We start from the raw sequence: 14,207 nt of genomic DNA, 5'->3' as shown, positions 1-14,207 counted from the left end.
TTCATGGGGTGCAACTGGTGAAAGAAGGCTTGTTCTACCGGGCCGGCCATCAAACGATGGCCTTCGTCGATTACATGGGGGAATTATTTCTTTTCTGGCTCGATTCCTGCCGCAGCTTGGCTCACCCGCCCTGGTTTGTGCGGGAGGTGATCGCCCAGATGTACCATCTGGGAGTGAGATCCTTCTCCCTGGTGGCGGTAGCCTCCTTTGCCGTGGGGTTGGTTCTGGCCATGCAGGGTATTACGGTCTTAAAAATGTTTGGCGCCGCCAATTACATTGCCACCAGTGTTTGCTTCACCTTCGTGCGCGGCCTGGGTCCCCTGCTCGCCGGCATCATGTTAGCCTCTCGGGGCGGCGCCGGCATGGGTGCGGAACTTGGCTCCATGCGGGTGACGAATCAGATCGACGCCCTCACCGTTTCCGCGGTCAACCCTATAAAATACCTGGTGGTTACCCGGATTGTGGCCTGCATGTTGGTCTTGCCGCTGTTGACCGTGGCCGCCAATCTCATCGGTATCTTGGGGGGCATGATCATCGGTGTGACCCAGGTAGGCATAAGCGCCACGTATTACTATACCCTGACCGTTAAATATCTGACTCTCAAGGATGTGCTGCCGGGTATCGGCAAGACCGCCATCTTCGGCCTCATCATTGGAACAGTATCTTGTTTTCATGGTTTTAATACGGAGCACGGGACCTTTGGCGTGGGCCAAGCCACCAAAACCTCGGTGGTGGCCTCTATTTTGCTGATTCTGATAGCCGATGTCTTCCTTACCAAACTTACCCTCCTCATCTGGCCTTAAGGGGCAGGAGCCTCCGGCCATGAAATCGGAACCGAATGTTCCCCTGATTTCCTTTCGGGGGATTAACAAGTCCTTTGGGGACAGGGTCGTACTTACCGGGGTGGATTTGGAGGTTTTTCCGGGAGCGACCCAGGTGGTTTTAGGCCGCAGTGGTTCGGGCAAGACCGTGTTGACCAGCATGCTAGTTGGGCTTAATCGGCCGGATGCCGGCAACATTAACGTGGAAGGTACAGAAATCACTGATTTTGCCACTGATGCCGATTGGCGCGATCTGCGTCTGCAGACCGGTTATCTCTTTCAGGGTTCGGCCCTATACGATTCCATGACCGTGGGGGAAAACGTGGCCTTTCCTATGGTGCAGCACACCGATTGGGAAAAGGCGGATATCGAGCGCCGGGTGGCGGAAAAACTGTCCCAGGTGGGGCTGGCGGGGGTGGAGGCTTTGGACCCCACCGCCCTGTCCGGCGGCATGCAGCGGCGAGCCGCCCTGGCCCGCACCCTGGCCCTGGATCCCCGGATCGTCATCTATGACGAGCCCACCTCCGGGCTGGACCCCATCACCGCCGACGAGATCGGCCACCTGATCCGCCGCCTCCAGCGGGTCTTGCAGGTTACCTCCATCGTGGTCACCCATGACCTGCGCCTGACCCAGTTGGTGGCCGACCGGTTGGTCCTCCTCTTCCAGGGCCAGTGGGCCTTTCAAGGGACCTATGAGGAATTTCTCCAATCCTCCCATCCCGAGGTCCTGCGCTTTCTCCATCGGGTGCCCCAGGAGGAGACGACCACATGATTGCGCGTAAGTACGAAACCATCGTCGGCCTCTTTGTTGTGGCTTCACTGGCGGCCCTCTTGGTTATGGTGGTGATTGTGGCTCAACAAGAAGGTCTTTTTCAGGAATACGTCCAGTACCGGGCCATCTTTAAGAATGTCAGCGGCCTCAAGACCGGCTCCGAAGTCCATCTGGCCGGGGTCACGGTGGGCAACGTCCTCAATACCATCATCAACCCTGAAGGCAACATCGTCGTCACCTTCCAGGTGACTAAAAAATATAGTGACCGGATTCGCCAGGACTCCACGGCCACCATCGGCTTTATGGGTCTGCTGGGGGAAAAGAGCCTGGACCTGACTCCCGGCCACCCCAAAAACCCGCCTGTTCCTGCGGAAGGCATCATACCGTCCATAGAGCCGCTGGATATCACCCAGATTGTGGCCCAGGCGGCGCCCAGCTTGCAAGACCTGCAAAAAGTTCTCAACAACCTGGTGACCCTCACCGAGGGTATGTCGAAGCCGGACAGTGAATTTGGCCAGATCATCACTTCTTTTAAGGAAATTTTCACCAAGATCAACCAGGGGAAGGGCAGCCTGGGGCAATTGGTGAATAAGGACACGTTGTACCAGGATACCGCTGAGACCATGAAGCAAGTGCGAAAATTTGCCCAAGACGTAGCCAAAGGCAAAGGCCTGTTTGGCACTTTGGTGCATGACCAGGCCTTTAGGGACCAGGCCGTCAAGGCCATGGCGGAGATGCAAAGCTCCTTTGCCAACTTCAACAAAATCACGGCGGATGTAAAGGAAGCCGCGGCCCGCCTGCCTGATATTTCCAAAAGATTGGAGCGCTTCGTGGTGAATCTGGATCGGGCCGGGCAGGGCCTGCCAGGATTGATTACCCAGGGAGAGACGTCACTCAGCGACTTCGGCATCACCACCAAGGCGTTTCAGAAGTCCTGGCTGCTGCGCCGTTACGTGCCCCAACCCCAGGAGCACACCATCCGGATGGATGCGGAACCGGGAAAGGATTAGCCGTGGGTAAACGGTGGACTTGGCTGTTGGTGCTGGTAATCGCGGTGGGCTGCGGCGGCCCAGCCAAGACCTCGGTCGATCTGCGGGATCAGGCCCTTGCCCTTAATGAAGCAGGATATGCGTATTACCGCCAGAGCCGCTGGGAACTGGCTAAAAATAAGTTTGAGCAAGCCCTCACTTACAACCGCCTCATCGACCGCCGCGAAGGCATCGCCTCTAACCTGAACAACTTGGGGGTCATCGCCCAGGAACAGGGAGACCTGCAGCAGGCCGTCACCTACTTTCAGGAAGCCCTGGCCGTCAATCGGGAGCTGCAAGCCCCTGCCGGCCTCTGTGAGACCTTGAACAATCTGGGCCTGGCTTACCAATCCCAGGGCCGCTTGCGGGAGGCCGAAACCTCCTACCTGGAGGCCCTGGAAAATGCCCGGCAGCTTCCCCCAGGACCGCTTTTGGCCTTGTCCCTGACCCATTTGGGAGACGTGGCCCGCGTACATAAAGATTATATGCTGGCCTTGAATTATTACCATCAAGCCCTCAAGGCCGACGAAGGCGCCAAAGACCAGCGGGGCCAAGCAATGCGCGAGGAGCGCCTGGGCCGGACCTTCCTGGACTTGAAGGACTACGACCGGGCCACCCTGTATCTGAAGCAAGCCCTGGGGGACTTCCGCCGCCTTCAGGACACCGACGGCATCGCCGCCGCGCTCAAAGATCTGACGCTGGTGGCCCTCGCCAGGGGCGACCAGAAAGAAGCCCGGCTTAACGCCGCTCTACTCTTGGGCATCTACCAGGCCCGGGGCCAGGAACAAGCCGCCAAGGAGTTGGAGGTGCTGTTGAAAGATAAATAAAGCAATTTAAAAACAAATTTTATGAAGATAATTCTTAATTCAGATATATTACATAATGTGCAATTAATTAAGGATAAACTTTCTAAAAGATTACAGGAACTATTTAAGGTTTGCGCAGAGAGAAACTATGTTGTTGTTATTCCAGAGACAGCTCTGCTAGAATTTAATAGGTATCAATTAATCAAGAAAGAAGAGGAGGTAAATAGGATAAAAAATGCTTGTGTAATTCTTGAAACATATGGCGTTCATTTTGATCATATTGAATTTGCTGAATTAGTTAAACCGCCTGATTTAATTGCACTTATTGGGGCATTGGGTGTCAATGTAATAGTTGAGGTTCCTACGCTGGAAGATTATGTAAAAGCTCATCGCAGAGCATGCTTGCATGAATGTCCACATCCTCCAGATATTAAAAGTGATGAAATGCGGGATTTAATTATATGGATGATTGCATTACGTATTTCGTTAAAAGAAGATGGGGCATTGTTGATAAGTAATGATGTCTGTCATTATCATTCTCGCGGAGATTTAGAATCTAATGAAGTAAAATTAGTTAGAGTTAAAAGCATAGAGGAAGCATTAGAATATTTAGATGTAGAAACACCAACCGGAAAATTAATGGCTCAATTTTTATTGCCATTCTGGAGTAGCTTAATTGAAGAAGGATTACCATTAAATAAAGAAATGACAATTTTGGGAATATCGAAAGCAAGATTTGTACAGGGGGTTAGGGGTCTTGTTCATGCCACCTGCCATTTGAAAACAAAAACAACTGAAGGGAGAACATTATCAGCCGTTGTTGACATAAAACCAGCCGATGAAACTGCAGAAGAATTAATATTATCCAACATAGCAATTGATGGTAACCCGTTAGAGAAACCAGAGATTAAAATAATATTTATCGAAACAGGCAAACCAGAGTATGATGACTTTGTAGAAAGACATGATGCACTTAGAAATATAATTGGAGATAAAAATGGATCTTAAAATGGGAAGTCAAACTTTTATAAATGTAGAAATTCCTTTATTATGGGGTACTAGGGCAGTTGTTCAAGACGCAAGTGGCCGCCTATCAGTTATTGACTTGGGTGGAGAATATGCAAAGCTTGAAATTTTAGGGGATAAGCCAGCTCCTGACATTGAATTTTTGCCTACATTAGATGGGTTCCAAATATTAATTGACGGAAAGCCATTATATGCCTATAACTCAAATGAAAGAACTTTAATAAATATTAGTTTAAACCTTCCAGATTGCCAAATAACACCGTGGGAAATTAGGATAGGTTCAAGTGTTTTTGCAAGTAATATGGTAGTAGGTTTCGCTGTAGGGTTAGCGGTAACAAAAGATGGCATTGCTATGGGTACCCAACTTCCTCCTAATTTAGCTAAACTTATGATTTAATCATACCGTCTCCCTCAGTTTCGGGGGCCAGGAACCTGCCGCCAAGGAATTGGAGGCTCTCATGAAGCGCGGCGGCGGCAGCTAAAGCTCCGGGTTCTTTCTCCTCCCCCTCCTCTTCTCTTTCCAGATGCACAACCTGGCATTCTGCCGGAGAATGGTTATGTTAAGTCCTGAATCTCAATGAGCTTCCGGGGATTATCCCGTGAAGCAACAGGGAACCGCATGTTATCCGCCCATCTTCACTTGATCCAGACTTACGGCTACCTGGGGATATTCTCTTCGCTCGTGCTGGGGATTTTCGGCCTACCCATCCCGGATGAAACCATTCTGGCCTTTGTGGGCTATCTAGTCTTCAAGGGGTATTTCCATCCGGTTCCCACCCTCCTGACGGCCTTCCTGGGCAGCATCTGCGGCATCACGGTGTCCTATGTGGTGGGGCGCACCCTCGGCCTGCCGTTATTGGCGAGGTATGGGAAATACCTGCACATCACCCCGGAGAGATTAGCCCAGGCCCATCAATGGTTTGAGAAATATGGCAAATGGAGCCTGTTTGGAGGCTACTTCCTCCCGGGGGTCCGGCATCTGGCCGCGTTGAGCGCCGGGATTTCCGGTCTGGAGTACCGGCATTTTGCCCCCTTTGCCTACTCCGGGGGCTTAGTCTGGGTGGCCACCTTCTTGACGGTGGGCTACGTGGTGGGGGATGAGTGGCACAAGATTATGCCCCAGGTACATGCTTATCTAGTGCTCCTGGTGGCGGCCGTTATCGGTCTGGGGTCGGCGGGTTATCTGGTGTATAGGATTCGGCGTTCCCATTGTGAAACCGAAAATCAAGTCCGGGATTAGGTTACTCCGGCCTGATGTGGACGCCCGTGCCGCTCAGGGACAGGCGTCCACGTTGCAACCGCTTATAAAACCCGCATAAATGCTACCAGAGACTTCTTTTCCTGGTCGGTCAGTTTCAGGCCTTGCACCAGGTTGAAAAATTCCACCGTATCCTCCAGGGTCAGAAGACGGCCGTCGTGCAGATACGTGGGCGATTCCTTGATGCCCCGTAATGGAAAGGTCTTGATGGGGCCGTCCATGTTCGCCATGCGGCCGTTGATCATCTGGGGCTTGAAGAAGCGCTCGGTCTTAAGGTTGTGCATCAGGTTATCGGTATAGTACGGGGGCTGATGGCAGAAGGCGCACTGGGCCTTGCCGAAGAAAATCTCCTGGCCTTTCATTTCCTCTGCCGTGGCCTTTTTTGGGTCCAGGCGGCCGAAAATGTCCAGTTTTGGGGCTGGCGGGAAGTCTAAAATTTCCTGAAATTCCGCCATGTCGTGCACCTGGCTGCCTCGTTCCAGGATGTTCACCCCCTTCTTGGTGGCAATCACCGGGTCGCCGTCGAAGTAGGCCGCCCGCTGCTCAAACTCGGTGAAATCCTCCACCGTCTTTAAGGCCCGCTGAGAGCCGAAGAGACGCTGGATATTCACACCCCTGAGGGGCGGGGTGTCGATGCGGTGGCGGAATTGCTGGGGCCGAACGTCCCCCGCTAGGTGGGTGGAAGCGTTGGTGTGGCCGTTAACATGGCAGTCGAAGCAGGCCACACCCCGGCTGGGCTGCTCGGAGCGCCGGTCTTCCGTCTGGTTGAACTGCTGCTGCATAAAGGGTGTCACCAAGAGCCGCAAGCCCTCGATTTGCTTGGGGTTGAGGATGCCATTGAACAGCTCATAGAAGTTCATGTTGGTGACCAGCTTCCCTTGGGACACATCCCCCAGGTCGGGCCGGGTGGTAAGAAAGATAGCGGGCGGGAATTCCGGCAGGAAGTGGTCCGGTAAGTCGTAATCCAGATCAAACCGGGTCAGGTCCCGGCCTTCCTGTTTTTTGATCTCGTCAATGGTGGATTTGGGGAAGACCATCCCACCCTCTTCCTGGTGAGGATGGGGCAGAGGCAAAAATCCCCCGGGCCATACGCCCTTTTCCTTGATATCCTCCGGGCTCATGGCTGCCAGTTTTTCCCAGGTCATACCCGGAGGGAGCTTAGCGCGCACGCCCTCCTGGATGGGCTTGCCCCGGGTCGTGGTGACCCCTTTGGCGGGTCGGTCGCTCATATCGTAACGCTTCTCCAGGAGGTCCTTGTGCCGGGCCGCGATCTTATCTTTCTCCCCCTTCATCCGGGCCATGGTCGTGGCAAAGGGTTCGGTGATTTTTACCGGCGCGTAGCTGGATTCTTGCTCTTTGGGCTTGTCGGCTTTGGCATCTTTGGACCCCCAGATGGACCCCATGCCCAAGACGAGGCTGACCCCGAGAAACAGCGGCACCACTATCAATCTTAACTTTTTGGCGGAATACGTCATCTCCAGACCTCCCATCTCTGATAAATTGGTTGCTTTTTATCAATAGTCAATTATGTTTGATTCTCTACGAGCAAATCGCCTTCGGGCCGGTGCCGAATTAAACGTATGTTAACCATGGTTCTCGGCGACGCAACCTTAATCGCAGGATGATATGTAAATAAAATGAAAAAATATTGATATGAGGTTCTCTATTTGCGTGGCACGTCCTGTGAAAAAGCGTGTTGACTCCTCAGCATCAGAGCCTTACCTTTCAGCGAAGGCATCAGAAATATTTTGGTGGGATTATTAATGGGTTATATATGTATCCCCCTGGCCTCTTTGCAAAAAGTTCCTTAAGCTTATCAAGAAGAATTGCAATCATTAGGGAACGTGTGGCGATCTTCAGGTAAGTAATTTCAATAGGAGGTAACGATGTTCGGTAAACGTATAAAATTGTTCAAGCTCCTCGGGTTCGAGGTCAATATCGACTTGAGCTGGACTATCATCGCGGTGCTCATAACCTGGTCTCTGGCGGCAGGACTCTTTCCCTACCTTTACCCGGGTCTGGAACGGGAAACCTACTGGATTATGGGGGTGGTGGGGGCCCTGGGCCTCTTCGCCTCCATCGTAGCCCATGAGTTCTGCCACTCGATAGTAGCCCGCAAGTTCGGCATGCCCATGAAAGGGATTACCCTGTTCATCTTTGGCGGGGTGGCGGAAATGGGCGATGAACCCCCCACGGCCAAGGCCGAATTCTCCATGGCAATCGTTGGACCAATCTCCAGTTTCGCCCTCGCGGTAATATTTTATCTGATCTACCGCACAGGAGTGTCCGCCGGTTGGGACACCCCCATCAACGGGGTTATCTATTATATTGCTTACATCAATGTCATCCTGGCGGCCTTCAACCTCCTGCCGGCCTTCCCCCTGGACGGCGGCAGGGTATTGCGGTCCATCCTGTGGGGAACCAAAGGCAACTTGCGGTGGGCCACCCGGGTCTCCTCAACCATCGGCTCCGCCTTCGGCATCGGCCTCATCGTCTTCGGCATCCTCCAGTTCATCTATGGCAACGTCATCGGCGGGGTGTGGATGTTTCTCATCGGCATGTTTTTGCGCAACGCCGCCCAGATGTCCTACCAGCAGCTTTTGGTGCGCAAGGCCCTGGAAGGCGAGAAGGTGAGCCGCTTCATGAATACCAACCCGGTGGCGGTCCAGGATTCCATCACCGTCGAGCATCTCGTGGAGGACTACATCTATAAGCATCACTATAAAATGTTTCCGGTCATGTCGGGGGACAAGCTGGTGGGCTGCATCACCACCCGGCAGGTGAAGGAGATTCCCCGGGAGGCCTGGAGCCGGGAAACCATCCGGGAAGCGGCTAGCCAATGTTCTCCGGAAAACACTATTTCTCCCGACACCGATGCCATCAAGGCCTTGGGCCTAATGACTCAGACCGGGGTCAGCCGCATGCTGGTGGTAGAGCATGGGCGTTTGGTGGGGATCGTCACTTTGAAAGATCTGCTGGATTTCTTCTCCCTTAAGGTGGAGTTGGAAGAGCAGAGCTGAATCCATCCGAGGCTGCCTACCGCTGCCCATGAACCTGAGCCGCCAGACCAATGAGTTTCTCTTTTTGCTCCTGGCCATTCTTATCGGGGCCTTGGCCGGGGTGGGAGCTCTCGGGTTTCTGGCCCTCATCGAAGTGGGGCAGTGGGGGATCTGGCCGGGACAAGGGCATTTCATGGCCCGGGTGCTGGCCACTCCCTGGTGGCTCAGAATTCTGATTCCCACCCTGGGCGGCCTGGCGGTGGGGCCGGTGATCGCCTATTGGGCCCCAGACGCGCGGGGGCCCGGGGTCCCTGAAGTAATCGAGGCCGCGGCCTTGCGGCAAGGCCACATCCTCCCCTCCAAAGCCCTGCTCAAAGCCTGGGTCACCGGCCTGACCATCGCCAGTGGCGGCTCGGTGGGCCGTGAAGGTCCGGTGGTGGGGATCGGCGCCGCCATCGGCTCGGCCATGACCCGGCTCTTCAGTTTCAGTGCGGGCAAAGGCAGGATTTGTCTGGCCTGCGGCGTGGCCGCGGGCTTCGCCGCCACCTTCAACACCCCCATCTCCGGCGCTCTGTTCACCATCGAAGTCATCCTGGCGGATCTGGAGATCGTCTATTTAGGCCATATCGTCATCGCCGCCATCGTGGCTGTGTTGATTTCGCGCCAGTTTTTGGGTGATTTTCCCACCTTTCAGGTGGCCCCTTTTATTTTTCATAACAACTTCGAATTGGTGATTTACCTGATCCTAGGGGTGCTGGCCGGCCTGGTTGCAATTGCTTTTACCCGGGCCGTCTATGGGACAGATAGCCTGTTTCGCCGCATACCCCTGCCGGAATGGCTCAAGCCGGCCCTGGGTGGCCTGATCCTGGGAGGCCTGGCCGTATCCTCGCCCTATGTCCTGGGGGTGGGCTATGACAGTATCAACTTGAGCCTGACCGGCAAATTCGCCCTTACGAGCGCAGCCTTCCTGATGATCACGAAATTTCTGGCCACGGTGGTCTGCCTGGGTTCCGGCATGAGCGGCGGCATTATGGGGCCCAACCTCTTCTTGGGCGCGATGCTGGGAACGAGCCTGTCCCTGGTGGCCAATCATCTTGTCCCCGGCCTTAACCTGGTTCCCTCGGATTATGCCCTGGTGGGTATGGGAGCCCTGGTCAGCGGCACCACCTTGGGGCCTATCACCGCCACCCTGATCATCTTCGAGTTGAGTAACAGCCATGGGATAATCGTGCCCGCCATGGTGAGCTGTATTGCCAGTTTTATCGTGGTCAAATCCCTTTATGGCTATTCCACCTACGAAATGAAGCTTCTGCGCCGAGGGGTCAAGATTTTTCAGGGACGCGCCGTCCACGTGCTCCAATCCATGCAGGTGAAAGATTATGCCTCCAAGAAAATGGAGCTCATCCGCGATGACACCCCGTTACCGGAAATCCTGCGCCGGGCTGAGGCAAGCCCCTACCCGTTTTTTGTGATATTAGATGAGCAGGAAGAATTGAGTGGGGTGCTGACCCTGTGGGATTTGCGGCAGGTTTTGGGGCATCGGGAACAGGCCACCGAGACCTTGAAGGCCCGGGATCTGAAAACCTCAGAAGTTGTGACCATCCATCCTGAAGACGATTTTGAAACTGCGTTCCATCTTCTGGAAAATAAGAACTTTTCCTCCCTCCCCGTGGTCTTGCCCCCCCGTGATAAGGTGGTGGTGGGCATCCTGAAGCTTGAAGATGCACTTACGGCTTACAATCAGAGGCTCCTTAAAGAACAAACCCTGCGCTACCCGATCCCGGGTTCGGTGAAACCGGAATAGATCCCATGCTATGTTGAATACCTGCACTTTTTATGCTGTTGCTGTCAAGCCCAAAAATCCCCGTACTTTCAGCAAAACTTCCGGCCGGACTGCGGGGTCGAATTCCCACAGGGTCGTCTGCTGGGGAGAATCTTTATCGTCATCCTGGCAGTCGCCGAAACCACAAACCGATGGTGTAGCCTTGGGGGGACCCATAATCTGCGCCAGGTGGTCGGTCACCTGCGCCAACTCTCCCCGCACCGGCCAGACGCTCAGAATTAGATGATCCCGGGCAACCCGCAGATGAAGATTAAAAGCCCCTTCAGGGTCCGCATGTCCGGCTTCGACGCCCTCAAAATTCGTTCCTCTCCTGTCTTCATTCACCTTAAAGTCAAATTTCACCGGAAGCATGCTTGTCATCCTTTATTGGCGCAGCGTTGATAAAAGGCGATCCCCCACAACCGACGGCCCTTCGGGGAGTTGAGCCAATTTTTGCCGGAGGCGTTGCCACCTTACCCTGAGATGGTTTAATTCCAATGTCTTGCATTATAGCAGATATCCTGCTATTTTCCATAACTCTGGGGAAAGATTCCGTCGGGATGGGTGACCCAGTTGGTAGCGACCCACCTCTCCCGGTTTGACTCACCATCGGAACCAAGATGAATTTTCTTTTTGAAATTTTTCACAAGACCAGGTATGAAAAGTCATATGCTTGGAAAAATCGGACAAAATCGGAAACCAGATCGATAAGGAGATAGGCGACATGGCCAAGACAGCGAAAAAACGCTATTGCTATGCCTTCGAGGAAGGCGATGGGACCAATAAAAAGTTTTTAGGAGGCAAGGGCGCTGGCCTGTGTACCATGACCCAGATCGGTCTGCCGGTCCCGCCGGGGTTCGTCATCACTACCGAAGCCAATATTGAATTTTTGGAAGAGGGGGATAAATTTCCTGTGGGCCTCATGGATGAAGTCCATGAATACATGGAGGCCCTGGAGAAGAAGACCGGCAAGGGGTTCGGCGACCCCGCCAAACCCTTATTGGTCTCGGTGCGCTCCGGTTCCGCCCTCTCCATGCCGGGCATGATGGACACCATCCTCAACCTGGGGCTAAATGACGAGACCGCCAAAGGCATGATCGCCCTGACCAAGAATGAACGCTTCGTCAACGACGCCTACCGCCGCTTTCTACAGCTTTTTGGCAAGATTGGCCTGGGAATCCCTGACGCTGAATTTGATAAGATTTTTGACGCAGTCAAAGAGCAGTATCACGCCCACGTGGATACCGAGCTCAGTGCGGAAGCCCTGGCGGAGGTAGTCCAGAAATTTAAGGATGTTATCGAGCGCCTTACCGGCAAACCCTTTCCTCAGGACCCCTGGGCACATCTCTTCCTGTCCATGGAGGGCGTTTTCAAGTCCTGGATGGGCAAACGGGCCGTGGACTACCGCCGCCAGTTCAACATCACCAAGGAACTGGCTTACGGAACTGCGGTAAACATTTGCACCATGGTCTTCGGGAACATGGGGAACGATAGCGCCACCGGCGTCGGCTTCACCCGGGACCCGGGTACCGGCGAGAACAAGCTCTACGGCGACTACCTGATCAACGCCCAGGGCGAAGATGTGGTGGCGGGCATCCGCACGCCCCGGCCCCTGAAAGAACTGCGCACGGACATGCCCGCGGTCTTTAAGGACCTGGAAAGGATGCACAATATCCTGGAAAAACACTACCGGGAAGTCCAGGACTTTGAGTTCACCATCGAGCAGGGCAAGCTCTACATGCTCCAGACCCGCAACGGCAAGATGAACGCCTGGGCCCTGGTCAAGACGTCGGTGGATATGGTCAAGGAAGGTCTGATCTCCGAGGAGGAGGCTCTACTCAGGATCGAGCCGGACATGCTGGAGCAGTTCCTGCACCGCCGCATCGACCCGGATTTCAAGCATGAGGCTCTGGCTACGGGCATCTCAGCCTCTCCGGGCGCGGCCATCGGCAAGGTGGTGTTCGACGCCGACCGGGCCGAGCGTCTGGGCAATGAAGGGGAGAAGATCATCCTTACCCGCATCGAGACCAAGCCGGAAGACATTCACGGCTTCTTTGCGGCCCAGGGCATCCTCACCAGCCGGGGCGGCAAGACCTCCCACGCCGCGGTGGTGGCCCGGGGCATGGGCAAACCCTGCGTCTCCGGCGTGGAGGGGTTGGACATCAATTATGAGCTGAAAGAGGCCCGGGTGGGCAGCGTGGTCATCAAGGAAGGTGACATCATCACCATTGACGGCACTAACGGGCAGTTCTTCCTGGGCACGGTGCCCATGTTGGACCCGGAGCTTCCCGATGACCTGGCCAAACTGATGGAGTGGGCCGACAAGCAGGCCAAAATCGAGGTGTGGGCCAACGCCGACACCCCGGACATGGCCGCCAAGGCCAGGCATCACGGCGCCAAGGGCATTGGCCTCTGCCGCACCGAGCGCATGTTCAACGAAGGGGACCGTCTGCCGCAGATGCGCAACCTGATCCTGGCGGACTCTCCGGAGGAACGGAAGCGCTGGGCCGACAAGCTCATGCCCATGCAGCGCGATGATTTCGTGCAAATTTTCCGCGCCATGGAAGGATTGCCCGTCACCATCCGGCTGCTGGACCCGCCCCTGCACGAATTCCTGCCCAGTGTTGAAGAGCTCCTCAACGAAGTCAACCGGCTCAAAGAATTCAGCGCCATCATCAACGCCCTGGAGCAGTTGCCCGGCACCGTTTCCATGCTGGACCCGGAGCTGCATAAATTCGTTCCCTCCATTGAGGCGGTGGCCCGGGAGTTTGGCGAAGTCAAGGTCAAGGGCCTGGATCAGAAACTGCTGAGGGATAAAGAAAAGGTGCTGCGCCGAGTCCGGGTGCTCCACGAATACAACCCCATGCTGGGCAACCGGGGTGTGCGCTGCGGCATCTCCTTCCCGGAAATCTATGACATGCAGATCCAAGCGATCTTCGAAGCCGCTGCCATTGCCCTGCGAGACAAAATCGACGTCCGCCCGGAGATCATGATCCCAAACGTCTGCACCAAGCAGGAACTGGTGTGGGTGCAGCCGCGGGTGCAAAAAATCCATCAGGAAGTGGAAAAGCGCTACAACGTCAAGATTAAATACAAATTCGGCACCATGGTGGAAATCGCCCGAGCCTGCGTCCGGGCCGCCAGGCTGGCGGAAAGCGCCGAGTTCTTCTCCTTCGGCACCAACGACCTCACCCAGGGCACCTTCTCCTTCTCCCGGGAAGACGCGGAAAACAAGTTCCTCCCGATTTACAACACCGAGGGCATCTTGCGCCACAACCCCTTTGAAATCCTGGATGAATTGGGGGTGGGCTGGCTCATGCAGCTTGCGGTCAGCGAAGGCCGCAAGGTTCGCCCGGATCTCAAGATCGGCATCTGCGGCGAACACGGCGGCCAGCCCCAGGCGGTGGAATTCTGCCACCGCATCGGCTTGAACTATGTCTCCTGCTCGCCCATGCGCATCCCCATCGCCCGCATGGCCGCGGCCCACGCCATGATCAAGGAAAAAAAGGGCGAGGCGGCCCGGTCGAAATCTTTGTGAGTATATTTTCAGTAGGGGCGGACATGCGTGTCCGCCCCAAATTGAGGATGAAATACAGGGGAGTCCAAAGATGTAAAAAACCGATGAAAGTGCAGATAATTGAGAAAAACAGCAATGGTTAAAGTTTTGCACCATTT

The 14,207-nt window shown here is 54.8% G+C and carries 12 protein-coding genes; 10 read left to right on the top strand and 2 right to left on the bottom strand.

The genetic code is table 11. The features are described 5' to 3' along the window. Window positions 1–17: 17 nt before the first annotated feature. The 7 genes from WC600_14435 to WC600_14405 all read left to right on the top strand — a co-directional run bounded on the left by WC600_14435 (window position 18) and on the right by WC600_14405 (window position 5,693). A complete protein-coding gene (locus WC600_14435) occupies window positions 18–803 on the top strand; it encodes an ABC transporter permease (GenBank protein MFA4903927.1) in 786 nt (261 codons plus the stop codon). A gap of 19 nt (window positions 804–822) precedes the next feature. Further along, window positions 823–1,593, top strand: a complete 771-nt coding sequence (locus WC600_14430; GenBank protein ID MFA4903926.1) for an ATP-binding cassette domain-containing protein — start codon at window positions 823–825, stop codon at window positions 1,591–1,593. After that, on the top strand, window positions 1,590–2,603 hold the full coding sequence (locus WC600_14425) for an MlaD family protein (GenBank protein MFA4903925.1): 1,014 nt from the start codon (window positions 1,590–1,592) through the stop codon (window positions 2,601–2,603). Before WC600_14430 ends, WC600_14425 begins: the two co-directional genes overlap by 4 nt. 2 nt (window positions 2,604–2,605) lie before the next feature. Next, the gene (locus WC600_14420) at window positions 2,606–3,448 is read left to right on the top strand and encodes a tetratricopeptide repeat protein (protein ID MFA4903924.1); all 843 of its coding nucleotides are present in this window, start codon (window positions 2,606–2,608) and stop codon (window positions 3,446–3,448) included. A 21-nt stretch (window positions 3,449–3,469) separates the two neighbouring features. Further along, window positions 3,470–4,435, top strand: coding sequence for a hypothetical protein (locus WC600_14415; GenBank protein ID MFA4903923.1), 966 nt, complete (start codon window positions 3,470–3,472; stop codon window positions 4,433–4,435). Then, window positions 4,425–4,850, top strand: a complete 426-nt coding sequence (locus WC600_14410) for a hypothetical protein (GenBank protein ID MFA4903922.1) — start codon at window positions 4,425–4,427, stop codon at window positions 4,848–4,850. The genes WC600_14415 and WC600_14410 overlap by 11 nt, the downstream gene beginning before the upstream one ends. A 222-nt stretch (window positions 4,851–5,072) precedes the next feature. Next, a complete protein-coding gene (locus tag WC600_14405; GenBank protein MFA4903921.1) occupies window positions 5,073–5,693 on the top strand; it encodes a DedA family protein in 621 nt (206 codons plus the stop codon). A gap of 62 nt (window positions 5,694–5,755) precedes the next feature. On the opposite strand, the gene WC600_14400 is transcribed toward WC600_14405, so the two are convergent. Next, window positions 5,756–7,186, bottom strand: coding sequence for a cytochrome B6 (locus WC600_14400; protein ID MFA4903920.1), 1,431 nt, complete (start codon window positions 7,184–7,186; stop codon window positions 5,756–5,758). 411 nt (window positions 7,187–7,597) lie between these two features. On the opposite strand from WC600_14400, the gene WC600_14395 reads away from it, so the two are divergent. Both WC600_14395 and WC600_14390 read left to right on the top strand, forming a co-directional pair. Beyond that, window positions 7,598–8,731, top strand: a complete 1,134-nt coding sequence (locus WC600_14395) for a site-2 protease family protein (protein ID MFA4903919.1) — start codon at window positions 7,598–7,600, stop codon at window positions 8,729–8,731. A 28-nt stretch (window positions 8,732–8,759) separates the two neighbouring features. Then, window positions 8,760–10,514, top strand: a complete 1,755-nt coding sequence (locus WC600_14390) for a chloride channel protein (protein MFA4903918.1) — start codon at window positions 8,760–8,762, stop codon at window positions 10,512–10,514. Window positions 10,515–10,544: 30 nt separating this feature from the next. Here the strand turns inward: WC600_14390 and WC600_14385 are convergent, their stop codons facing one another. After that, on the bottom strand, window positions 10,545–10,904 hold the full coding sequence (locus WC600_14385; protein ID MFA4903917.1) for a hypothetical protein: 360 nt from the start codon (window positions 10,902–10,904) through the stop codon (window positions 10,545–10,547). A 352-nt stretch (window positions 10,905–11,256) separates the two neighbouring features. Here WC600_14385 and ppdK point away from each other — a divergent pair, with 352 nt between their 5' ends. Beyond that, window positions 11,257–14,070 carry a pyruvate, phosphate dikinase gene (ppdK, locus tag WC600_14380; GenBank protein MFA4903916.1) on the top strand — a complete coding sequence of 938 codons (2,814 nt, stop codon included), beginning with the start codon at window positions 11,257–11,259 and terminating at the stop codon, window positions 14,068–14,070. Window positions 14,071–14,207 lie beyond the last annotated feature (137 nt).

It is taken from the genome of Desulfobaccales bacterium (assembly GCA_041648175.1).
In the GTDB taxonomy this organism is placed as follows: domain Bacteria; phylum Desulfobacterota; class Desulfobaccia; order Desulfobaccales; family 0-14-0-80-60-11; genus 0-14-0-80-60-11.
The sequence above is the reverse complement of the archived record's forward strand: the minus strand, read 5'-3'. Positions and strand labels throughout refer to the sequence as shown.